Origin of the sequence: Faecalibacillus sp. H12 (assembly GCF_013361255.1) — a bacterium.
Classification (GTDB): Bacteria; Bacillota_I; Bacilli_A; order Erysipelotrichales; family Coprobacillaceae; genus Faecalibacillus; species Faecalibacillus intestinalis.
Window position 1 is genome coordinate 70,668 of sequence record NZ_JABWDK010000006.1, and the last position, 22,834, is coordinate 93,501.

Annotated in this window: 23 protein-coding genes and 1 pseudogene; 2 read left to right on the forward strand and 22 right to left on the reverse strand. The window is 30.3% G+C overall.

Annotated elements, in window-relative coordinates; genetic code table 11:
• Window positions 1-24: 24 nt before the first annotated feature.
• From HUU89_RS06645 to HUU89_RS06675, 7 genes are all read right to left on the reverse strand, one after another.
• Window positions 25-867, reverse strand: a complete 843-nt coding sequence (locus tag HUU89_RS06645) for an alpha/beta hydrolase (protein WP_147580325.1) — start codon at window positions 865-867, stop codon at window positions 25-27.
• Between the two features lie 7 nt (window positions 868-874).
• Complete coding sequence (locus tag HUU89_RS06650) at window positions 875-1,618, reverse strand: copper homeostasis protein CutC (protein ID WP_032090703.1); 744 nt, start codon at window positions 1,616-1,618, stop codon at window positions 875-877.
• Between the two features lie 54 nt (window positions 1,619-1,672).
• On the reverse strand, window positions 1,673-3,340 hold the full coding sequence (locus tag HUU89_RS06655; RefSeq protein ID WP_175301329.1) for an EAL domain-containing protein: 1,668 nt from the start codon (window positions 3,338-3,340) through the stop codon (window positions 1,673-1,675).
• A gap of 277 nt (window positions 3,341-3,617) precedes the next feature.
• Window positions 3,618-4,049 (reverse strand): hypothetical protein, encoded by a 432-nt coding sequence (locus HUU89_RS06660; protein ID WP_175301330.1) that lies wholly within the window; start codon window positions 4,047-4,049, stop codon window positions 3,618-3,620.
• Window positions 4,050-4,123: 74 nt separating this feature from the next.
• Window positions 4,124-6,007, reverse strand: coding sequence for a PTS fructose transporter subunit IIABC (locus HUU89_RS06665; RefSeq protein ID WP_175301331.1), 1,884 nt, complete (start codon window positions 6,005-6,007; stop codon window positions 4,124-4,126).
• Window positions 6,008-6,925: a 1-phosphofructokinase gene (pfkB, locus tag HUU89_RS06670; RefSeq protein WP_175301332.1), complete on the reverse strand. Its 918-nt coding sequence runs from the start codon at window positions 6,923-6,925 to the stop codon at window positions 6,008-6,010.
• Window positions 6,925-7,668: a DeoR/GlpR family DNA-binding transcription regulator gene (locus tag HUU89_RS06675; RefSeq protein ID WP_118632794.1), complete on the reverse strand. Its 744-nt coding sequence runs from the start codon at window positions 7,666-7,668 to the stop codon at window positions 6,925-6,927. The genes pfkB and HUU89_RS06675 overlap by 1 nt, the downstream gene beginning before the upstream one ends.
• Before the next feature lie 189 nt (window positions 7,669-7,857).
• On the opposite strand from HUU89_RS06675, the gene HUU89_RS06680 reads away from it, so the two are divergent.
• Window positions 7,858-10,218 carry a purple acid phosphatase family protein gene (locus HUU89_RS06680; protein ID WP_175301333.1) on the forward strand — a complete coding sequence of 787 codons (2,361 nt, stop codon included), beginning with the start codon at window positions 7,858-7,860 and terminating at the stop codon, window positions 10,216-10,218.
• A gap of 69 nt (window positions 10,219-10,287) precedes the next feature.
• Window positions 10,288-11,433 carry a YibE/F family protein gene (locus HUU89_RS06685; RefSeq protein ID WP_147580330.1) on the forward strand — a complete coding sequence of 382 codons (1,146 nt, stop codon included), beginning with the start codon at window positions 10,288-10,290 and terminating at the stop codon, window positions 11,431-11,433.
• Window positions 11,434-11,442: 9 nt separating this feature from the next.
• Here HUU89_RS06685 and HUU89_RS06690 read toward each other — a convergent pair whose 3' ends face one another.
• The 15 genes and pseudogenes from HUU89_RS06690 to HUU89_RS06760 all read right to left on the reverse strand — a co-directional run.
• Window positions 11,443-11,733, reverse strand: a complete 291-nt coding sequence (locus HUU89_RS06690; protein ID WP_139939877.1) for a Dabb family protein — start codon at window positions 11,731-11,733, stop codon at window positions 11,443-11,445.
• A gap of 11 nt (window positions 11,734-11,744) precedes the next feature.
• Entirely contained in the window at window positions 11,745-12,515 is a 771-nt protein-coding gene (locus HUU89_RS06695; RefSeq protein WP_175301334.1) for an SDR family NAD(P)-dependent oxidoreductase, read from the reverse strand.
• Entirely contained in the window at window positions 12,505-13,893 is a 1,389-nt protein-coding gene (locus HUU89_RS06700) for a DHA2 family efflux MFS transporter permease subunit (RefSeq protein WP_175301335.1), read from the reverse strand. The genes HUU89_RS06695 and HUU89_RS06700 overlap by 11 nt, the downstream gene beginning before the upstream one ends.
• Before the next feature lie 96 nt (window positions 13,894-13,989).
• The gene (locus HUU89_RS06705; protein WP_175301336.1) at window positions 13,990-14,745 is read right to left on the reverse strand and encodes a MurR/RpiR family transcriptional regulator; all 756 of its coding nucleotides are present in this window, start codon (window positions 14,743-14,745) and stop codon (window positions 13,990-13,992) included.
• 55 nt (window positions 14,746-14,800) lie between these two features.
• Entirely contained in the window at window positions 14,801-15,085 is a 285-nt protein-coding gene (locus HUU89_RS06710; protein ID WP_032090712.1) for a hypothetical protein, read from the reverse strand.
• A gap of 13 nt (window positions 15,086-15,098) precedes the next feature.
• Window positions 15,099-15,935 carry a PTS system mannose/fructose/sorbose family transporter subunit IID gene (locus HUU89_RS06715; protein WP_175301337.1) on the reverse strand — a complete coding sequence of 279 codons (837 nt, stop codon included), beginning with the start codon at window positions 15,933-15,935 and terminating at the stop codon, window positions 15,099-15,101.
• A 1-nt stretch (window position 15,936) separates the two neighbouring features.
• Window positions 15,937-16,782 carry a PTS mannose/fructose/sorbose/N-acetylgalactosamine transporter subunit IIC gene (locus HUU89_RS06720; protein ID WP_032090713.1) on the reverse strand — a complete coding sequence of 282 codons (846 nt, stop codon included), beginning with the start codon at window positions 16,780-16,782 and terminating at the stop codon, window positions 15,937-15,939.
• A gap of 30 nt (window positions 16,783-16,812) precedes the next feature.
• Entirely contained in the window at window positions 16,813-17,304 is a 492-nt protein-coding gene (locus HUU89_RS06725) for a PTS system mannose/fructose/N-acetylgalactosamine-transporter subunit IIB (protein ID WP_106987905.1), read from the reverse strand.
• A gap of 12 nt (window positions 17,305-17,316) precedes the next feature.
• Complete coding sequence (locus HUU89_RS06730; protein WP_022001602.1) at window positions 17,317-17,739, reverse strand: PTS sugar transporter subunit IIA; 423 nt, start codon at window positions 17,737-17,739, stop codon at window positions 17,317-17,319.
• 156 nt (window positions 17,740-17,895) lie between these two features.
• On the reverse strand, window positions 17,896-19,182 hold the full coding sequence (locus tag HUU89_RS06735; RefSeq protein ID WP_175301338.1) for an ABC transporter substrate-binding protein: 1,287 nt from the start codon (window positions 19,180-19,182) through the stop codon (window positions 17,896-17,898).
• Window positions 19,175-19,855 (reverse strand): annotated as a pseudogene (locus HUU89_RS06740) (response regulator). Before HUU89_RS06740 ends, HUU89_RS06735 begins: the two are co-directional and overlap by 8 nt.
• Complete coding sequence (locus HUU89_RS06745) at window positions 19,848-21,149, reverse strand: sensor histidine kinase (protein ID WP_175301339.1); 1,302 nt, start codon at window positions 21,147-21,149, stop codon at window positions 19,848-19,850. The pseudogene HUU89_RS06740 and the gene HUU89_RS06745 overlap by 8 nt, the downstream one beginning before the upstream one ends.
• Window positions 21,149-22,102 (reverse strand): sugar ABC transporter substrate-binding protein, encoded by a 954-nt coding sequence (locus tag HUU89_RS06750; protein ID WP_119363862.1) that lies wholly within the window; start codon window positions 22,100-22,102, stop codon window positions 21,149-21,151. Before HUU89_RS06750 ends, HUU89_RS06745 begins: the two co-directional genes overlap by 1 nt.
• A gap of 89 nt (window positions 22,103-22,191) precedes the next feature.
• Complete coding sequence (locus HUU89_RS06755) at window positions 22,192-22,470, reverse strand: PTS sugar transporter subunit IIB (protein WP_147580338.1); 279 nt, start codon at window positions 22,468-22,470, stop codon at window positions 22,192-22,194.
• A 127-nt stretch (window positions 22,471-22,597) separates the two neighbouring features.
• A partial coding sequence (locus HUU89_RS06760) for a hypothetical protein (RefSeq protein WP_175301340.1) occupies window positions 22,598-22,834 on the reverse strand: 237 nt, incomplete at its 5' end.

Here is a 22,834-nt window from a genome sequence, read left to right on the forward strand (position 1 = left end):
AGATATCACCTCTTTTATTTTAAGTTATTGATGTTTATCTAAAAAAGCAATGATTGTTTGATAAACATCTTCATTATAAAAAATACTTCTTCCATGATCTGCATCATGAACTCTACCAAAGATTACATCATAGTGATATTCTTTAAGTTTTTCATATAGTTCTATACTTTGGGTAATAGGTACAACATGATCTTTATCTCCATGAAGAATGAGAAATGGTGGTAAAGACATATTTTCTTTTAAATAGGTCATTGGTGAAGCTTTCATTAAAAGTTCTATATCTAATGATCCTAAAAAATCAGTCACATTTCTTTCTTCATGCCAGTCATATTTACTATACCAATTATTAAATGTCATAAAGTTTGTGACTCCATATAAATCAATGATTCCTTTAAAATTATACCTTTCTTGTAAAGCTACAAGTAAGGCAATATGCCCTCCTGAAGAATCCCCACTTAAAAATACATGTTTAAAATCAATAGGATAATTTTGATAGTTTTCTTTTAAATATTCAATCGCTTTTATAACATCATCTACTTGCGTTGGATATTTATATTCAGGAGCACCATGGTATTCAATAATTGCATACACATAACCTGCTTTGACAATCGGCATAAAATCAAAAATATGATCATTCATATCTTGTTTATACCATCCAGAACCTTGTACATGAATCACTAATGGATATTTTCTTTCTTCATCTAAAATCGTATTTGGAAATAAAAAACGAATCATACAACCTTTTTGATATTCTACATCTTTCATCCGACATCTTAGATTTTCTTTATTTCCTTTTAATTCCAAAGCACCATCTATGTTGACTGTATATCGTGGAAAAGTTTCATAACTATAATCTTTAACTTTCATAACAAACCTATTTTATACTTTCTACAATTTTTTCAACAAGTTCTTTTGAAACAACATCATAATCATTTTCATGAGGCGAAGGTGCATAGGCATATGAAACTTCATGCGTTTTAGTTGTTGGGTCATTGATCCAATCTTTACATGAACTATGTACTTGATAGATTCCTGTATCCTCCATCATCTTTCTAGCATTACTTGCATTTATACCACTTCCAGCCAATATTTCAATTTGATTACCATATTTATTTTGTAAATCTTTAATTAATTCTTTTCCATCCATTGCCTTTGGTTTTAAACCACTAGTAAGAATACGATCCACACCTAAATGAATCAATAATTCAATTGAAGCATAGGGATCAGCTACACAATCAAATGCTCGATGAAAAACAACCTCTCCTTGATACTCTTTAATAATATCGATCATTTCTTTTGTTTGTTTTTCATTAATTGAACCATCTTGATTTAAACATCCAAAAGCAATCCCATCTGCCTTATTTTCAAGCATACAACGTGCATCTTCTTTCATAACTTCAAATTCAATATCGTTATAACAAAATCCTGCACCTCTTGGTCTTATCATTGTAATAATTTTTAAATTTGTATTCTTTTTTGTTAATTTCAAAGAAGCTATTGAAGGCGTTAAACCACCTAAATGAAGAGCACTATTTAATTCAATACGCTTTGCCCTTCCATAATAAGCATTTAAAGCATCTTCATAACTTCCACAACATATTTCAACTAATCGTTCCATAAACTTCTCCTTTAATTTTTCTTCTTTTATTATAGCCCATAAAAAAAGATCATCCTAGATGATCTTCTTAAAATTTTTCAAATAGTCTGTTATCTCATTAAAAGGCAGTGGCTTACTATAATAAAACCCTTGAATAAAGTCACTTCCCATTTCTAATACTTTATGAAGTTCTTCTTCCGTTTCAATTCCTTCAATACACATATTGACCCCAACACTATGAGCCATGTCGATCATATGCTTTAATAATAAATTTTCATAATCATTACTTAAAGCATTCTTCATAAGTCCACGATCTACTTTAATACAATCTGGTTTTAAATTATATAAATAATGAAAGTTAGAATACCCTGTACCAAAGTCATCTAAAGCTAAAAGAATACTATTTTCTTTTAATTGATTACAAAAATTAACAAAAGAGCGATCTGATTCTATAAAGCCACTTTCTGTAAGTTCAATAACTAATCTATTTCGATCAACATTATATTTTTTCATTATACTTAAAATATCATTTAAAATCGCTGATTTTAAAACTTGCACATATGAAATATTAACATTTACTTTTAATTGAGATTGATATTTTTTTAATGATAAACATGCTTGAATTGCTTTTTCTAAAACCCATTTACCTACAGGAATAATAAGACCACTTTTTTCAAGTAATGGGATAAACTCCATTGGTGATATTCTTCCAAATTCATCGCATTTAAAACGTAGTAATGTTTCTAAATGTGTTACTTCTTTTTTATTTACATCGACTATAGGTTGAAAATACACATCAAATCCTTCGTAATCATGATCAATAGATTGGTGTAAATATCTAATAATCGCTGATTCTCTTTGAAATTTTTGATAATCACAGTTATCAAAAATATCATATGTATTTTTGCCACTTTCTTTTGCATTATTTAAAGAGAATTCTGTCCATTTCATAATTTCAATATAACTAGCTGTTGGATGACTATAAAAATCTAGGATTCCTGCTGAAAAAGTATAATAAATTTCATAGTTTGTAGACTCAATAAAATCAAGTGTTCTTTCTTGAATCTTTTTATAAAGATAAATTGCATCATCAACTGTCCCATTTGAATCAAATATAATAAATTCATCAGAAACAATATGATAAAGTTTTTGATACTCATTTAAAAGATCTTTGATATACTTTCCTGCTCGTTTAAGAATCTCGTCTCCAAACTTTAATCCATAATTTTCATTAATATTCTTAAAATTATCAATTCCTAGTCTTAAAACAAAACCCTTTTCAAAATCATCATCAATTGGATAAATAAAATTTTTAAAACTTTCTTCTCCTAACAATCCACTTACATTATCAGCATACTGTTTTTTACCAATCTCATTAATACACCCAATTAAATATTTTACTTGATGATTTTCAATAATTGCCTGTCCTCGACAATTGATCCAAACAGGTAAACTTTCATCATTTAGCCATCTATACTGCATATTGTGATAGGTCTTTTCTCCAGATAAAATCTTATTTAGATCCTCTACAACTAAATCATAATCTTTATAATAAACAAATTTTTTAAATTCTTTAACAGGATTTTTAAAATAAGCATTATCCATTTTAAATCTTACTGCAGCATGAGGTGAAATAAAATATTCATCATTTTCAACATCTAAAATATATAAATAATCATTTACACAATAATCTAAAGAAACAATAATATCTTTATATATTTCTATTTTTTCCTGAAAATTCATAATTATCCCACCTTATATATTATCCATCATTCTAATTTTAGTACCCCCCCCCCCGATGATTTCAACACTTTTCGACTTTTTTCTTACATTTTATTAACATTCTTAATTGACCATCTGAAACAGTTGGTGATTAGGTGTAAAGTTTTGTACATGTAAAAGCCATAATTTTACTTATAAAATTATGGTTTAAATTTTATGAATTCAAATCTTATTTAAAAAGATGTGTCATATGGTTTATTAAGAAAAAAATTACGAAACGAGTTTGTTTCGTAGTTATTTATAAATAATTTTGTATATTTTGCGATAGTTCTTTTTCAATTTCAATAAGTTTTTCTGTCACTTCTTTTATTTTTGATGAAGCATTTTCATATTGATGCAAATATTTATAAAGTGTTTCTATTCCCATAGAACATCCTTCAAAAAGAAGTGAAGCAATTGTTTGATCATCATCATTCATTTGTATTTTAAAATTCATTTTTAACCATGACATGCTTTTTGCGAGTAATGAAGGTTCTTTTTCTTGAAGATGATGTTCTTTTAATAAATGATCTACTTCATTTTTTAAAGTTTGATGTTTATTTTTTGAAGTAATACAGATTTCTTTGAATTTTTGATTTTTTATCACATCGAGTACCTCATCTAAAGAAGAAATTGCCATTTTTAATCCTGAATCACATTCTTTAAGTAATAAAATTGTATCATTATTCATTATATATGTTCCTTTCAAAAATAGGATTCCCCTTTTAACAAAAAAAATTCTAGGTTTTCACCTAGAATTCATTATTATTTTAAAGGTTTCTTCAATAAAGCTAAACCAAACATTCCAACAACTGAACCAACAGCTAAGGCAAATAAGTATCCAAGAGGATTAGAGATAACACCGATTACAAAGATACCACCATGAGGAGCCATTAATGTACAGTTAAAGAACATTGATAAAGCACCAGCAACTGCTGAACCAGCGACACATGCAGGTAAGATATGTAATGGATCAGAGGCTGCAAATGGAATTGCTCCTTCAGTAATAAATGATAATCCCATAATAACATTTGTAAGTGTTGTTTGTTGTTCTTTTTTAGTAAAACGATTTTTAAAGAAGAATGTTGCAAGCGCAATAGCTAGAGGTGGAACCATCCCACCAATCATAACAGCTGCCATGATATCATAGTTTCCTGAAGCAATCGATGCAGTTCCGAAAACATAAGCTGCTTTATTGATTGGACCACCCATATCAATAGCCATCATACCACCAAGTAACATTCCTAAAATAACTTTACTTGAACCACCCATTGAATTTAAAGCATTTGTAAGAGCTGTATTGATAGCAGCAACTGGTGGATTGATAATAAATGTCATAAGTAATGCCATTAATAATAATCCAAAGAATGGATATAAAAGAACTGGTTTTAATCCTTCAAAAGCATCTGGTAAATAATCAAATAATTTACGTAACCCCTTCATTAAATACCCAGCTGCAAACCCAGCAACAAGTGCTCCTAAAAATCCTGAATTTCCTTGGCTTGCTAAGGCTCCACCAACAAATCCAACAGCTAGACCTGGACGATCTGAAATTGACATTGAAATATATCCTGCAAGGATTGGTAACATAAATCCAAAGGCTGTATCTCCTGTTGTTTTAAAGAAAGCAGCTAATGGTGTATTTTTACCAAAGTTACTTGGATCAATTGTATAATCATCAAATAAGAAAGCTAAAGCAATTAAAATACCTCCACCAATAACAAATGGTAACATATGACTGACACCATTCATTAAATGTTTATAGATTTGACGACCAACACTTTCATCACTTTCACTTTCAACTGTTGTTGATGCATGATCTGTATGATAGATTGGAGTGTTTCCACTTAAAGCTTCATTAATTAACTCTTCTGCTTTATTGATCCCATCTGCCACTTTGACTTGAATGACAGGTTTTCCATCAAAACGAGCCATTTCAACATTTTTATCAGCAGCTACAATAATCGCTTCACATTCTTCAATTTCTTTAGCAGTTGGAGCATTTTTAGTTCCGCCACTACCATCAGTTTCGACTTTGATTGTAATTCCCATTTGTTTTGCTTTTTCTTCTAAAGCTTCAGCTGCCATATAAGTATGTGCAATACCTGTTGGACAAGCAGTTACTGCAAGCAAACGATAAGTTCCTGTAAATTCTTTTTGCGCTTCTTCTTTTTCTTCTTCTTTAGCTTTTTGTGCAGCTTCTTTTTGATTGATCAAATCCATAAATTCTTCTACACTTTGTGCATTAATTAAAGAATCTTTAAAGTCTGTATCCATCAACATTTGTGATAACATAGCAAGAATTTGTAGATGTTCGTTTCCACCTGTTTTAGGAACTGCAATCATAAAGAAAAGTTTTGCTGGTTGATTATCTAAAGATTGATAATCGACACCGTCTTTAACAACCATGGCTGCAAGTCCTGGGGCATTTACAGCTTCACTTTGAGCATGAGGAATCGCAATTCCTTCTCCAATTCCTGTTGTACTTAATTCTTCACGGGCATAAATTCCTTGTTTATAAACATCTTGATCATTTAAGTTTCCTTGTTTTGCCATTAATGAAACTAATGTATCAATGGCTTCATCTTTATTTGAACATGTAGCATTAACATCAATCGAAACATTTTTTAATAAATCTAAGATTTTCATTTATAGTTCCTCCACTTGTAATTGTTTATAGACTTCTTGAATCATGGAAGCTTCCGCTAAATCTTCGCTAAAAGCAGTAGCGCCACCACAAGCACTTCCTAATTTTAAAGCTTCATCATATTTTTTATCTTTTAAATATCCAGCAATGAATCCAGCAACCATACTATCTCCACTACCAACACTATTTAATAATTTTCCTTTAGCACCAGCACAATAATAAACATGACCATCTTCACTGACTAAAATAGCACCATCTTTTCCAAGAGAAACAAGCACATTGATTGCTCCTTGTTTTTGAAGTTTTCGAGCATAGTGAATAAGATCTTCTTTATTTTCAATTCTGACATTGAACAATTCTTCTAGTTCACGATGATTTGGTTTAATTAAGAAAGGATGGTATGGTAATACTTTCTTTAATAAATCATTCGTTGCATCAACAATGATTTTAATTCCTTGTTGATCGAGTTTTTTCATAATTTGTTCATAAATATCATTAGGTAATGATGATGGAATACTTCCAGCAAGAACTAAAATATCATTTTCTTGTAATTGATTTAATTTATCAAATAATTCATCTAGTTTTTCTTGAGGAATATCTGGACCACTTCCATTAATTTCAGTTTCTTTAGCCCCTTTCATCTTCACATTAATTCTTGAAAGACCATTTCCTAACTGACATAAATCACAAGTAAATCCTCTTTCTTTTAATTCTTTAACAATTTCTTCACCTGTAAATCCTGCAACAAACCCTAAAGCTGTTGTTTCAAGATTCAAACGACTTAAAATTGTTGAAACATTGAATCCTTTTCCTCCAGGATAAATTTCTTCTTGCTTTGAACGGTTTGTTTCCCCTTCTTCAAAACAATCAACATGCATAATATAATCCAAAGATGGATTAAAAGTAATTGTATAAATCATTAATCTCTAACCTCCACAACTGTCGCTTGTTCTTTAATTTCTTTTTCACAATGATCTGTAATAATCACCGCATCATTTATTTGACCAAAGGTCACATGATATACCTTATTAAATTTACTATGATCCGATAAAACATAACTCATTTGACAACGTTCCATAGCCAATTCCTTAATAGCAGCTTCTTCACTATCTGGTGTCGTAAAACCATTCATTAAATCAATGCCATTTGTTCCAAAGAAACCTTTAGAAAAATGATAACGACTTAATGACTTCATCGTATTAGCACCCACACATGCCCCTGTAATATTTCTCACTTCTCCACCAAGACATACTACATGAAATCCTTTAAGGGTCAATTGTTGAGCTTGCATTAAACCATTAGTAATATAGTGTGCTTCTTTTTGATCTAAATATTCAATCAACTCTAAAGTTGATGAACCTGCATCTAAATAAACCACATCATTGGCTTCAATCATTCCTGCTGCATACTTTGCAATTTTTTTCTTTTCATCAGCATTTAATAATTGTCTTTTCCCTAATGGATCTTCAATCGTTTGTGTTACCTTAGGAATAAGGGTTGCACCCCCATGAACTCTTTTTAAGAATCCTTGATGATCAAGTTCTACTAAATCTCTTCGTATACTTGATTCACTCGCTCCTGTAAGTTCAACAAGGGAAGCTACAGTCACATTTCCTTTTTTATCTAATTCATTTAAAATAATTTGATGGCGCTGATTATCCATACTGATCACCTCTTACGTGTTCATTATATGACCGTTCATTCATTATGTCAATCATATTTTGAATGTTTGGTCATATATTTTGACTGAATGATAATTTAATTTACATTTTCTTAAACAATCTTTTACTCTATTTTGATTTTTGATTATTCTGATTTCCTCTATAATTTCGATAGAAAAAGGAGAAAATTTATGAACAAAAAAAACAAATTAATTGCATTATCTGTATTATCAGCGATGTCATTGACATCCGTTTCACCATTAGCTATTAACAGTTTTTCAAATGTTATAGCACTTCAAGGTGATCAAACAGTCAACAAAGGAACTGTTGTCATGAATCAAGACACAACAATTAAATATTTAGATACAAACACTGATCCAGCCGATGGCACACAAGCCAAAGATAAATGGGGACAATATACGGGATGGACACGTACTTATAAAGATGGCGATAACGCTTCTTTAAATGGTCAATACAATGACAATGAATGGAAAGAACAAACAGGAGAATTTTCTACAGAAAAAGGAACATTAAATAAAACATCTCGTGCTTATTTCTTTAGAGGTTATTTTAATGTTGATCAAGCAAGTGCTGTCAATGGTATTCATTTAAGTTTTAATTATAAAGATGCTGTGATTGTTTATATCAACGGTCAACAATTAACTGCCTTAAATGTACCTGATGAAGGTTACCGCAGCCAAGATGGTGGAAATGGTAATCATAAAGATAACATGGGATATGGAAGTAAAGAAACTTCTTCAAGTGTAAAAACTGCAGATCTCTATTTTAGAGATATTAAAGATATGCTTACAAATGGTAAAAATGTTATTGCCTTTGAAATTCATAAAAGTAATGAAACCAGTGAAGGATATTTTAAACTTAATGAATTAGGAATCAATCCTGATGAAAGCTTATTACCTGAAAGAGAAAGTCTAAAAGCTATTTCTTTATCTGTAGGAAGTACACCAACTGAACTTAATTTAAACTGGTTTTCAACAGATAGTACAAATGGACAAATTCAATTTGCTAAAAAAGCAGATATGACTGGAAATGAATTTCCTAAAGCTAAAGCGAAAACAGTAAACTCTAAAATTGAAAAAGCACAAGCTGATGGATATTACGCTAATAAAGCAACAATGAGTGATTTAGAAGAAAATACTGCTTATGTTTATCGTGTTGGAAATAATGGTCATTGGTCAGATACTTATACAACAACAACGAAATCTAAAGGTGATTTTAGTTTCTTATTTGCGGGAGATCCACAATTAGGTTCTTCTGGTGATTTAGCCTCTGATAAAGATGGATGGAAAAACACTTTAGATTTAGTCAATACAAATCCATTATTTAAAGATGTACACTTTATTCAAAATGCTGGTGACCACGTAGAAGCTGGTAAAAATGAATCTCAATACGATGCTTATCTATCTAACTATCAAGGAAGTGTGGTTTACTCTACACCATTTGCAAATGCTGTAGGAAACCATGATTATGCAGGTACTGCTTATAATGATCACTTTAACTTACCAAATGTCAGCAACTTAGGAAGCAGTGGTCAAGGAAATGCCCAAGGAGATTACTATTATATTTATAACAATGCATTAATGCTTGTTTTAAACTCAAATAACAGAAGTACTGCTGAACATGAAGAATTCATTAAAAATACTCTTGCTAAAACAAAAGATAATCAAGATATCAAATGGAAAATCGTTGTCTTCCATCACTCAATTTATTCATCAGCATCTCATGCAAGTGATAATGATATTTTAGCAAGAAGAGATACTCTTGCTCCTATGTTTAGTCAAAATGGTATTGATTTAGTTTTAATGGGACATGACCACGTTTATACACGTAGTATGTTAATGGATGGTACAACTGCTTTAAAAGATGAATCATTTGATCAAAATGGTAATCCAATTCATGAAGTCACTGATCCTAAAGGTCTTACTTATATTACTGCTAACTCAGCAAGTGGTAGTAAATATTATGAATTTACTTCTAATTTAAGTGGTGATTATATTGCTGTTAAAAATCAAGAACATACACCAAATATTACAAAATTAGATGTTAAAGATAATCAATTAAAGATTGTAACTTATCGTACTTCTGATTTATCTGTTGTTGATGATTTTACAATCAATAAAACATCAACTGAAACTGTTGATAAAACAGAATTAGGAAAATTAATTAATGAATGTAGTCAAATCGATGATTCAACTTATACAAAAGAATCATTTACTAAATTACAAGATGCTTTAGTAGCTGCTAAAACAGTTCTTAATAAGAATGATGCTACAAATCAAGATGTTGAAACAGCTTATAACACTTTAAAAGAAGCTAAAGATCAATTAGTTAAAAAAGAAACAAATCAATCTGTTTCTTCGACAACTGATAAAAAAGATAATACTTCATCTACAAATAAAAAAGATAACTCAACATCTTCTAAAGTAAAAACTGGTGATGATACTCCACTTCTTGCTTTAGAAATCGCCTCAACAATGTCCATTATTGCTGGAGCTATCATTGTTATTAAAACAAAGAAAAAAGAAAACTAATTATTTAAAATAATATATATTAAAACAGGACCTGTTTATCATAAACAGGTTCTTTCATAAGGAGATATCATGTTAAAAAAAATTCATAAATGTGATCTTATCCTTCTCATCATTACTTTTATTTTTACACTTGGTGTCTATTTTTTTCATAGTCAGGTTTATAGTCCTGTTGCAATTCAAAATTCGTCATCTTTAAGTTATAGTAAAGCTAAAGTACTGCGTGTAATTGATGATCAATCAAAAAAAGATGAAACAACAAATAGATATTATGGTGTACAAAGTTTATATGTTGAGATACTGGATGGATCTTATAAAAATAAAAAAGTTTATATCGATAATTATCTTTCAACAACACATAATGTACGTCTTAAAAATGGAGAAACATTTATTGCTTGTATTGATAATCCCGAATCTGATAATACTTTAATTACAGCTTATAATTATTATCGTACTCCATATATTTATGGTTTTGTAGGTTTACTTTTAATCATTATTTTAATGATTGGCAAATCAAAAGGAATGCGAACGATTATCAGTTTAGCCTTTACTCTCTATGCCATTGTAGGTTTATTGCTGCCAATGATTTTTAGTGGCTTTTCACCAATTATTTCAACTATCTTTATTGTTATTTTAACAACCGGATATTCATTATTCATGCTTAATGGAGCTTCTATAAAAACTTGGGTAGCTGTAATCGCCACATCGCTAGGTGTTATTATTAGTGGACTTTCTTTTTTAGTATTAAGTCAGCTTATTCATATTTCAGGATTTAATACTGATCAAGCTGAAGCCTTGATTATTATTTCTCAACAAACAGGACTAAAAATTAATGAAGTTTTATTTTCTGGAATCTTAATTTCTGGATTAGGAGCAGTCATGGATGTAGGTATGTCAATCGCTTCTTCTTTATATGAAGTTAAGGCACTTAATCCACAAATTACTAAATCACAATTATTTAAATCTGGTATTAATATTGGAAAAGATATGATTGGAACGATGTGTAATACATTGATTCTAGCTTTTACTGGAAGTTCAATGACAATTTTACTTGCATTTTTTGCTTATCAAATTCAATATCCTCAATTAATGAATTCTGATTTTATTGCAATTGAAATAGCTCAAGGAATTACAGGAACATTAGGTATTATTTTAACCGTTCCGATTGGTGCACTTCTTTGTAGTTTACTTTATCATAAACATTTAAAAGCCTCTTAAACGAGGCTTTTAAATGTAATAATCGATAGCAGTAACAGTTTTCATCTCTGGACCTTCTTTTAATAATCTTTGATGTTCTTTAGAAGTTGGATAAGCTTTCAAATCAGCTTCATCTTTAAATTCAATAATTTGAATAATATCCCCAAAATGAGGTCCTATCGCTGGTTGTTTACTGATATTGCACCCAACTTCACTGTTTACAATAAGTGAACAATCATTTCCTACTTCTTCTAATAAAGTAATAAAATGATCTATTTCCATTTTATCTTTTAAAGTAAATACTGACACATGTTTAATCATCTTTTTTCCTCCTATGCAATATGCATTCCACCATCAATAAATAGTTTTTGTCCTGTTGTATGACTTGCTTCTTCACTACTTAACCATAAGACAGCGTTCACGACTTCTTGAGTCGTCGCTAGTTTTTTCATAGGAATCACATGTTCTTTCAACATTGCTTCTTCATGAGGATTAGTTGAAAGTGAATTTTTGGTAAGTTCTGTTCCCATGGTTGGACCTGGACAAATGGCATTGACACGAATACCAAATGCCGCATTTTCTAAAGCTGCCATTTCTGTTAAAGCAATAACTGCTGCTTTAGCTGGACCATAAGCAGCAAATCCAGGTGCCATTTTATACCCTCCAATAGAAGCCGTATTAACAATTGTACCAAAACCTTGTTTTTGCATTTGTAATAATTCGTATTTTAAACAAAGAAAAACACCTTTCATATCCACATCAACTACTAAATCCCATGTTTTTTCAGAAATTTCTGTTAATGATTCATAAGGCATACGTACACCATCTGGTCCAATACCCGCATTATTAAATGCACAATCAAGACGTCCATATTTTAAAACAACTTCTTCAATAGCTTTTTTTACATCTTCTTCTTTAGAAACATCACAATGAATATAAGATGCATCATTTCCTATTTCTTTAATAGCTTCCTTACATACTTCTTCTTTATCTACAGTAAAAGCAACAACATGGGCTCCTTTTCTTGAAAACTCAATAGCTGCTTGCTTTCCAATACCACTTGTTCCTCCGGTAATTACAACCACTTTATCTTTAAAATTCATTTTTCTTTCCTCCTTTAAAAGCAAAATATTGACTTAAAATAACAATATTAATATTAAACATTAAAAAAATCAAAACAAACAATGCACCTCTATTTGTCCCATCATATAAGTTTGTTCCTTGTTGTACAAACGCTAAAATAGTTGCTGTAATGGATGTTCCTATTCCCCCTGAAAGTTGCATCAATGTTTGTAACGTAGCATTCCCATCTGCCTGTAGATTTTTTGGTAAATGAGACATCGCAGATGTCATGGTATTACCAACAATTAAACCAATGCCTAAACTATAAATAAAATAGAATAAGATACATGATTGGTATGTAAGATTTTTAAAAAAGAACAAGAAACAAAATGTGGCAATAAAGCTACAGCATAACCCTAGAACAATTGGCTTTTTAGCACCAAGTCGATCAAGTATCAATCCACCTATTGGCGCAAACACAGCACCAACAATGGCTCCTGGAAGTAAAACGACCCCTGCATCTGTTGCTGGGTGTTTTAAAACAATTTGAACAAATGTCGGTAACAATAAACCATATCCAAGTGTTGTCATTTGTAGAAACATAATAGCTAAAGTATGAAACGTAAAACCTTTATGATTAAATATTTCTATACGAATTAAGGAATTTTTAATATGCAGTTGTCTTTTAGTAAAATAATATAAACTGATTATTCCAATAATAAAGCAACCCAAAACAAATACTAAATCATCAACTATCTGATTTAAATTAGAAAACCCCATAATTAAAGAAACAAAAGCTAACGCTACCGCTATAAAACTTAAAAGATCAAATTTTTCATGTTTATTAATTATTTGTTCACTCATACAAAAATAACCTATAAAACTTGCCAGAACAATAACTGGTAAAACGCAAATAAAAATATAGCGCCAAGTAAAATATTGTGTCATAATTCCCCCAAAAGTTGGTCCAATAGCGGGTGCTGCAGCCGTCACAAAAGAACCACATCCCATCATTAAACCAAGAAGTCTTTCCGGTGATTCTCCTAAAATGATGTTATACATCATAGGAAGTGCAATTCCTACCCCCGCTCCTTGTATAAATCTTCCTATAAGCAATAAAGTAAACTGTTGTGCAAAGACATCAACAATCAATCCTATTGAAAATAAAAATCCCGCTACTAAAAATAATTTTTTTGTTTGAAATCTTCTTTTTAAATAAGATGAAATAGGAATTAGAATTCCCATCATTAATAAATTTCCTGTAGTCATCCATTGAACAAGTGATGTTGAAATATGAAACTCATTCATCAATGTAGGAAAAGTAATATTTGTCGCTGTTTCAATCAAAACACCACAAAAAGAAAACAAACCTGCGGCTAAAATAGCGAATAATTGTTTAATAGTTAATTTTTCTTCCATAAGCCCTCCTTATGGATTACTTTACTTTAAAATAAATAAATTTCTTTTCTTTTTTATATTTCATAAACTTTCTTGACAAGATGAAAAAAATGTGCCTTAAGCACATTCTAACTCAAAGTAACGTGATACCAACATATCTATTAAATAACGAAAAAGAAGTCTTCTTTCTTTCATTTCTAAATGATCGATAGATACAAGCAAAATCCCTTCAAAAGATTTCAACATTGTTTGATCAATCAATTGGGTTGAAAGCAAAAGTTTATTTCCTTGATTTCTTAAAAGCTTTCGTAAACAACGTGAAGATTGTTTACTTAAAGCATCTTCTTCTACACCAATAACAATCAATAAATCATCCTCTTTTAACCGATCAATAGCTACCTCATTTTCATCTAAAACAAGAATATTTTTTTGAAAAAGATCTCCTTCGTATTGAACATATTGACAAAGTAAATGTGAATAAGCAACTCCATAAAGATAAATATGCTTAGCTTCTTTTATTTTTCTTACAAAGTAATCGATTTGACTTTGTTCAATCTTCATTAAATTCTTTTCAATCCAAGATAATGAATCATGAAGATGCTTCTTTGTAAGAAAATAGTTGGTATTTGTTACTTGTTTTCTAATTTCTAATTCTAATAAACAATCATCTTTAAAGGCAATATAATTATCATAACCTAATTTTTTGATAAATTTAGAGATCTTTGCTTTTGAAACATAGCTTTTTCTTGCAAGTTCTTCAATGGACATAAAAGCAACTTCTTTTAAATTCATTTTAATATAGTTACAGATCGTATAATCGATATCACCTTGTTGACTGTTATTTAAAATTGTATTGATTTTATTTGTTATCATAATATCACCAGATAAAGTATAACATAAAAACCGCCTAAGCGGTTTTTTGTATGAGTTATAGAGAGTTTTTATATTTGAAGGAAAACTGATCAACAATTTTATTTATGTTTTTCTTACCACTGTAAATAGCCTTTCCAACAAGGATAATCGCTAATATAGATATTATTATTAATATGATTGCAAAGATTTTTACAAATAAGATATTTGAAAAATAATACATCAACAAGACTCCCAGAGAGGAAAGGAAGAACAAATTGCGTAACCATTTTATAAGATTATGAATCATTTTCTTTTGATAATTAATTTCATCTATATATCCTTGTTTTTCTTGACTATTCATCTTTTTTCTCCTTTTAATAAGATAATCCTGGATTGAAGAATCCAACAAGTACACCAATAAAGGCAACAACAACTAATAATAACATTACTTTAATTGGTGACATTTTCTTTTTAGATAATAAATACCAACATCCAACAACAAAGACAGCTGTTAATAATCCTGGATAAACACCATCTAATGTTTTTTGTAAATCTATGAAAGGTTTTTTAGCTCCAGCTGCGGTCATCGTAAATGAAGTTGTTACTGAAATCCATGTTGCTGATACAGCACCGATAACAATACCACCTAACATTGTGACTGATTCTCTTAAAGCTTCCCCTTGAGGACCAACTAAGAAATCAACCGCTTTTCCACCTAATTCATATCCTTTGAAATATAAGAATTTCATTCCAAAGTAAGCAAATAAGTTCCATACAATGATGTACATGATAGCTCCAAGAGGAGAACCTCCTGTAGACATACCTAAAGCAATACCAAGTAAAATAGGAATAACTGTTCCGACAACTAGGGAATCCCCAATACCGGCGATTGGTCCCATCAAACCAGCTCTTAAACCGTTGATTGTTTCATCATCAACATCTTCTGTTCCGTTGGCACGTGCTTCTTCTAACCCAGCTGTCATCCCAACAATAACAGTACCAAGTTGAGGTTCTGTATTAAAGAAAGCAGTATATGTTTTCATTGATCTTGCTTGATCTTCTTTTTTATCATAAAGTTCTTCTACTACTGGTAACATAGAGCATAGATAACCAAAAGTTTGCATATGTTCTTGAGAGAAGCATGTTAAGTTTCCATAATACCAATTGTGGAAGGATTTAGTTAATGTTTTTTTAGATAGTTTCTTTTCCATCTTAAATATCCTCCTCATCTTCATCATCAAAGTCTCCTGCAGGTGCAGCTACTCTTTGATTTTGTAACATTTTTAATTTGTAGTTAATTAAAGCAAACATACCAGCGATCACTGTTGCTGCAACTAAATTGATTCCCATTGAAGCAGCAAGAGTAAATCCAAAGAAAAATGGAATGAAATCAACTGCTTTTGTAACAATTTGTTTTAATAAAATTGCAATTCCGACACATGGTAATAATGATCCAACTGTAAATAAAGTTTTCATAGCTAAACCATCCATAGGTAATGTTGTTTTAATAAGTTCAACAACATCTGCCCCTAATTTACACATAATTAAGGCTGGAATAAATGAACATAAAATATGTGAAATCCAAGGTAATACCATATCTACAATATATAACTTGTGATAATTCCCTTTTTCAACAGCTTTCCATCCAACATGTTGCCATGCTAAGTTGATTGTTGCTGTTCCATAGAATAATACTGTACCTAAAGTACCAACCATTGTTCCAAATGAAGTTGCAAGAGCTGCTCCTTCTTTTGTGGCAGCAGATAAACCATAACTATTTAACGCTACCATAGCAAGTGGAATCCCAATGTAACTTACAGCACGAACGTCTGCTGAAACGGTTCCACCTGGAGTAACTAATGCAATGTAGACAACTTGCATTGCTGCCCCTACTAAAATACCTGTTTTGATATCTCCTAAGATAATCCCACAAACAAGTCCCCCAATTAAAGGACGACCTAATGTGTAGTTACCAAAGGAAGTACCACCTAATCCTGGCATACTTGATAAACAAGCAAATAAACCAAGTAATGCCGCTTGTAACCAACTAATTGTCATAATTTTTCTTCCCCTTTATTTATATATTTGTTAAAAACCAAATTTTCCTTTAAAATCATCCCATGTTCCAATTGAAACATCTGGTAATAAAGCAAATTTGATTGTATAACCTGCTTTAGCTAAAGCTTCAAAAGCTTCTGCTTCTTCTTGTGTAATCGATTGGTTGTTTCCTAGTTTTGTTGCTCCTTCACGATCATTACAAGGTCCAACAATGACTGTTTTAATACCACAATCAAAACCTTGATCAACAAGAATTTTTTTCATATCAATAGGATTTTTAGTAATTAAGAAATATTGATCTTGACTATCTAAAACCTTTTGACTTTTCTTTTGCCAAGCTTCCATTGTCCATACAAATGTTTTCTTTCCACTGGCTGATTTGTAAGCTGCTTTTAATACTGAATTATTTGCTGCTTTATCGTTTACAGCCACCAAACCATCGCATGGGTATTCTCTTGCCCAACGTGTACATGTTTGACCGTGAATCATACGATCATCAATTCTAATAAATGATACTGACATCTTTCTTCCTCCTTAAATATCATCTTCGTCGTCTTCTACGACTTTAAATTCTTGTAAAGCTGTTGTTGCTTCACTTAAGACAGCTTGTACAAAGGAATCCCCTTGTAAAGTATCTTTCATTAATACTGAAGTAAGGGCTAAAGGTAAATTCATCCCACCAATTGTTGTTGTCTTTTCCATTAAACCTTTTTCAGCTAAAACATTTAAAGCAGTTGTAAGTGGTGACCCTCCTACAATATCCGCTAATAAAACAATTTCATCATCTTCATGAATGTCCTTAACACTTTCTTTAAAGATTTCCGCAAATTCATCTGCTGTCTTTCCATCAGGTAAACCTGAAGCAATCACATCATCTCTTTGTCCTGCCAACATCATTAATGATGTTTTTAAACCAGCTGCAAATTCACCATGACTTACCAATACTAAATATTTCATGTCCTTCCCTCCTTGCACCTATAGAATACCAAATATGAAAGCACTTGCAACATGTCTTCAATCATGACTTTTAAGTGACAAAAATCATAAAAAAATTGACAAATATCATTCCTACTATGACATTTGTCATAAATAAAAAAGATAGCCAAAAGCTATCTATTTCAATTCATTTTCTAATTTCTTCTGTATCTTATTAAGATCATTATCAATCGTTCCTTGATCAATACTTTGATTAATCAAATAATCTGCTTTTTCTAGAATATTTTCATATTCTTTAAACTTTGGTTCTACTAACGTGTTTTCTAAAATTCTATTTAAAACATCTGAATCTAAAGAAGCATAGGAGACTGTATCTTTTACTAAGATTTCCTTTGTTTTCTTTGATAACATGACCTTCTTTAAAGGAGAGGCTCCCTTCGAATTATCAAGTAGAGATTGTTGAATATCTTCATCCATCGTCAACATTTTTAAAAATTCCCACGCTATTTCTTGATGCTTTGTTTGTGAAGACATTCCTATTAACGAAGTGTCTAAATGTGTTGTAATCGTATTTGATTTTGTCCCCGGCATTGAAATACAACTCCATTTAAAAGATGTATATTTACTAATACGATAAGGATAAGGTTGGTAGGTACGATATTGAGCAAAGGTCAAAGGACAAAAAGCGACTTTCCCTTGATCAAAATCTTCTGATGAAACTTGATAGCCATTTGATAAAGCTTTAAGTTTTGTCAAATATAAAAACGCTTCCTTGACTTCTTTTTTATCAAGATGACAATTATCTTCTTTAAAAACTTGTAACCCATAACAATCAAGAACATCTTGCCAATCAAAGCCATAACAGCCATATTGATCGATGACACCATCATTATTTGTATCCTTTGTAACTTGATTACTAATATTATAAAAATCATCAATAGTCCAATTACTTGAAGGAATAGCAATACCTTCTTTGGTAAGTAAATCATGATTGATACACATAATTGTTGGATTGATTTCATAAGGAAGTGCATATTGACTTCCATTATTTCCAGCAAATAAAGCACTTTGATAAAAAAGAGAAGTATCTATTCGTTCTTCTTTAATAAGCCGATCTAAATTCTTTAAAATACCAATAGAAGATAACGTATTAAAATCATCAGGAAGTACCATAAACACATCAGGTATTGTTCCTTTGGTAATTTCATTAGCAAGCCACGAAGAATAATCATCTTTTATAATTCCACTTTTATATTCAATATGAACATTGGGGTATTTCTTTTCAAATTTCTTGATTGCTTGATCAATAACTTGATAACTTTCCCCATTAGGCACATCCCAACTACTTCCTGCATAAAGTCCTAAAGTAAGAGTAATATCACGACTTGGATCATTGATCAAGCAATAAATAAGAACTAAAGAAAGACTTATTAATGTAAGAATACCCTTTTTTATTCTAGTCATTATCGTCACCAAATTCTTGCATTGTGACTCCTGTTTGAACAGCCCAGATGGCAAGTTGCGTACGATCACGTAATTCTAATTTTGACAAAACAATGCTAACATAATTACGCACAGTTCCTTCTGATAAATAAAGTTTTTGAGCAATTTCTTTATTAGATAAACCAAAACCAACTTGTTGAATGACTTTCAATTCAGCCTATGTCAAATCTTTTGATAAAGAATCATCGACTTGGATAGCATAATTACTCATAGACATCTTGGAAAAAAGTTTAAATACTTTTGTCGCAATATCAGGATTGATCATCGCTCCACCATTATAAACTGTACAAATGGCATGATAAAGTTCATCCATGCTGACGCCTTTTAATAAATAACCGCTTGCTCCATATTTTAAAGCACTAAAGACAAATTCATCATCATCAAAAGTGGTAAGGATAATGATTTTAATATCTGGATATTTTTCTTTGACCGCCTTTGTACAATAAACACCGTCCATTTCTGGCATACGAATATCCATTAAAATGACATCTGGTCTTTCTTTTTTTATACTCTCAAGAACTGCAAAACCATTTTCAACAGCATCTACGATTTTTAAATCTTCATGTGTTGATAAAACAATTTGTAAAGACTGTCTAATAAGTTCTTGATCATCTGCAATCATCACTTTAATCATCTTTTTTTCCTCCTATTTTTGGTATTTCTACAACTGTTCTAAATCCTTCTTCACTATAAAAATATATCGTTCCATTTAATATGGCAACACGTTCATGCATTTGTTTCAAGCCATATCCATAATGAATTTCCTTACAGCCACTTCCATTATCTTGCATAATAATCATATATTTTTCCTCTTCGTCAAAAAGATGAATTTCAATATGAGAAGCATGTCCATGTCTTAAAGCGTTTGTCATCGTTTCTTGAATAATTCTAAAAATAATATCTTCTTTCGTATTTTCAAAATCAACATTTTCCCATTCATAATACAAGTCAACATTTAAATGAGAAACACTTTGAAATTCCTCAATCATTTTAATCAAACCATCTTTTAAAGTTCTTTGATCAAGTGCTCCCGGTCTTAACTTATATAAAGAACGGCGAACATCTTTAATACTTTCACGAACAACATTACTAATTACCAAAAGTTGTTCTTTTGACTTCTGTGGATCAATATCAATCAAAGCAATACAAGCATCAATTCCCGCCGAAATACCTGTTAAGGCATGCCCTAAAGTATCATGTATCTCTCTTGAAATTCTTTTTCTTTCTTTATCTTTTGCCATTTTTTCAGATAAAGCAGAATACGTTTTTAATTCATCATTGACTTTTGAAGCAAGTTGAAGTTCTTTACTGATTTTCTTTGTTTCTTCTTGTTGAACTAAAACTTGGCAAATAAGATAAAGAATAAAAACAACAACATTTAATGAAGCTAAAATATTTTTAGCAAATAACATAAATGTACGACTTGAATTTGGATAAAATGATAAATAAGATTCAATACTTGGCATATGTATAATATTTGATAAAATATTAAAATCTGAAATCAGTAATAAACCAAAGGCAATTAATAAAAGTAAAGCCAAATGTTTAATATTTCTCATATTATAAAGTAAATCAGCAAAAACAAAGAGTAAAATTCCATTATAGGAACCATTTAAACGAATAATTAATAAAAATGAAAGAATAATTTCGATATAAACAAGACCATTCGCCATTTTTAAATTATCTTTTTCTCTTAATTTCATTAATAAAACAATAATGATAAAAAGAAAAATAGATTCAAAAAAGATATTTTGTGGTGTTCTAGTAATATAAGATACTTTATTTAAGAAATCACGTGCATAATAATGCACTGAAATATATTTGGTAGAAAGTAAAAATAAAGAAGCATTATAGATAATAACAACCGCATTAATAAACAATAATGAATCTTTTAACTTTGTAACATATTCTCTTGTAAGATGATTCATTATTGCCACCCCGTTATATCATATTCTTCTATATTTTCTTTGGTAATCAATTTTGTTGGCACAATAATTGAGCGTTTATACTTTTTATGATGTAACATCTTATAAGCAACCTTGATTGTTTCTTTTCCTAAAGAAGTAGGTGATTGTGAAGATGTCCCCACAATTGCTTTCGTTTCTGCCACCAATTTCTTAATATTTGGTGAACCATCAACTCCATAAATAAAAACATCATGCCCTAAATCATTTTCTTTTATAGAAGCCAGTGCTCCTAAAGCCGTTGGATCATTCAAACAAAAGACAACATCAAAATCAATTCCTTGTTGAATAATTTTATTTAAAGCAGGTAAAGCAAGTTCCGTTTGTCCTAAACAATCTTCACTTCCTACTATTTGATAATTCTCATTTAAAGCAACTGTATCTTTAAAGCCGTTGATACGATCAACCGCTGATAAGGCTTTAGAATGTTCAAGTAAAGCAATACGTGCATGATCAAAGCGTTGCATCATATCTTTAGCACACTGTACTCCTGCATCATAATTATCTGAAACAACTGTACAATCTGCAATTTGATCATCACTAATAGGAGCATCGACTACAATAATTTTAATTCCTGCTTTTTTGACTTCTTTTAATGTTTTATTAATACTCGAAGATTCAACAGGATTAATAATTAAAACATCGATTCCTAAAGAAACAAGGTCTTTGATTTGTTCATTTTGTTTTTTAGGATCCAAAGCTGGATCTCTGGTATATAAAACATCCCCATGATTATTAACAACATTTTCTATTTCATTGTTTACAGCTTTATAGAAGGTATTATTCATTGTCATATAAGTTGTTCCAAATTTTATTTGTTTAGTATCAGTGTTTAAATAATGGTGATAGACAAAACAAATCATAATAAGGCTTACAATACATGTTATTTTTAAAGCTTTATTTTTATAAAAAGACATGCGTTTTCCTCCTATTCTCCCTTTATTTAATTTTAATGATTTTTGTCATCTATGTAAATATGACAAATGTCATAAAAAAACAGTTGACTCTATTTTTGAATCAACTGTTTTGCATATTTTATAATACTACTTCCATCTAACAAACCATAATCTTTTAAAGAAATTACGCCTACTGGCACTTTAACCACCTTTTTAATTTCCTTTAAATCTTCACATCTTTGTGGTGTAAGTAAAACCACATCGGCCTCTTGTAAATGCTCATTTAAAAACACTTCAATATCCATTAATTGACTTTTAGCTACTTCTTCTATTTTACGAACCAGCATATTCCCTGAAAAACCTGGTTTTGACAATAATGTTATCTTCATATAAGACCTCCAAACACATAGTACTAATATAATAAATGAAATAGCTAAAATATACAATATCTATTTTAGCTGTTTATTCTCGGATTTCTTCTTTCTCTATTTTGTCTTAAGTAACTCTTTTGACTTATCAATTTTTATATGAATTTTTAACTATTTCATCAAATATTTTTTCATTTCTCTTTAATAATTCTAAATTTCTTTGTGATAAACAATATATTTTTTCTGACAGTTGTTCTTTACATAAATATCTTTCAAGAATATATGCAAATGCACAAATTGCATGATAATCCTCATATTTTTCAGATAACAATGGATTTTCTTGATTTCTTTTATAATTCTTTCTTTTCTTAATTTGGTTTTGCTT

Excerpts from the sequence above, each read along its gene's own strand:
- HUU89_RS06645 (WP_147580325.1), bottom strand. The coding sequence starts at position 867 with ATGAAAGTTAAAGATTATAGTTATGAAACTTTTCCACGATATACAGTC.
- HUU89_RS06650 (WP_032090703.1), bottom strand. The coding sequence starts at position 1,618 with ATGGAACGATTAGTTGAAATATGTTGTGGAAGTTATGAAGATGCTTTA.
- HUU89_RS06655 (WP_175301329.1), bottom strand. The coding sequence starts at position 3,340 with ATGAATTTTCAGGAAAAAATAGAAATATATAAAGATATTATTGTTTCT.
- HUU89_RS06660 (WP_175301330.1), bottom strand. The coding sequence starts at position 4,049 with ATGAATAATGATACAATTTTATTACTTAAAGAATGTGATTCAGGATTA.
- HUU89_RS06665 (WP_175301331.1), bottom strand. The coding sequence starts at position 6,007 with ATGAAAATCTTAGATTTATTAAAAAATGTTTCGATTGATGTTAATGCT.
- pfkB (WP_175301332.1), bottom strand. The coding sequence starts at position 6,925 with ATGATTTATACAATTACTTTTAATCCATCTTTGGATTATATTATGCAT.
- HUU89_RS06675 (WP_118632794.1), bottom strand. The coding sequence starts at position 7,668 with ATGGATAATCAGCGCCATCAAATTATTTTAAATGAATTAGATAAAAAA.
- HUU89_RS06680 (WP_175301333.1), top strand. The coding sequence starts at position 7,858 with ATGAACAAAAAAAACAAATTAATTGCATTATCTGTATTATCAGCGATG.
- HUU89_RS06685 (WP_147580330.1), top strand. The coding sequence starts at position 10,288 with ATGTTAAAAAAAATTCATAAATGTGATCTTATCCTTCTCATCATTACT.
- HUU89_RS06690 (WP_139939877.1), bottom strand. The coding sequence starts at position 11,733 with ATGATTAAACATGTGTCAGTATTTACTTTAAAAGATAAAATGGAAATA.
- HUU89_RS06695 (WP_175301334.1), bottom strand. The coding sequence starts at position 12,515 with ATGAATTTTAAAGATAAAGTGGTTGTAATTACCGGAGGAACAAGTGGT.
- HUU89_RS06700 (WP_175301335.1), bottom strand. The coding sequence starts at position 13,893 with ATGGAAGAAAAATTAACTATTAAACAATTATTCGCTATTTTAGCCGCA.
- HUU89_RS06705 (WP_175301336.1), bottom strand. The coding sequence starts at position 14,745 with ATGATAACAAATAAAATCAATACAATTTTAAATAACAGTCAACAAGGT.
- HUU89_RS06710 (WP_032090712.1), bottom strand. The coding sequence starts at position 15,085 with ATGAATAGTCAAGAAAAACAAGGATATATAGATGAAATTAATTATCAA.
- HUU89_RS06715 (WP_175301337.1), bottom strand. The coding sequence starts at position 15,935 with ATGGAAAAGAAACTATCTAAAAAAACATTAACTAAATCCTTCCACAAT.
- HUU89_RS06720 (WP_032090713.1), bottom strand. The coding sequence starts at position 16,782 with ATGACAATTAGTTGGTTACAAGCGGCATTACTTGGTTTATTTGCTTGT.
- HUU89_RS06725 (WP_106987905.1), bottom strand. The coding sequence starts at position 17,304 with ATGTCAGTATCATTTATTAGAATTGATGATCGTATGATTCACGGTCAA.
- HUU89_RS06730 (WP_022001602.1), bottom strand. The coding sequence starts at position 17,739 with ATGAAATATTTAGTATTGGTAAGTCATGGTGAATTTGCAGCTGGTTTA.
- HUU89_RS06735 (WP_175301338.1), bottom strand. The coding sequence starts at position 19,182 with ATGACTAGAATAAAAAAGGGTATTCTTACATTAATAAGTCTTTCTTTA.
- HUU89_RS06745 (WP_175301339.1), bottom strand. The coding sequence starts at position 21,149 with ATGAATCATCTTACAAGAGAATATGTTACAAAGTTAAAAGATTCATTA.
- HUU89_RS06750 (WP_119363862.1), bottom strand. The coding sequence starts at position 22,102 with ATGTCTTTTTATAAAAATAAAGCTTTAAAAATAACATGTATTGTAAGC.
- HUU89_RS06755 (WP_147580338.1), bottom strand. The coding sequence starts at position 22,470 with ATGAAGATAACATTATTGTCAAAACCAGGTTTTTCAGGGAATATGCTG.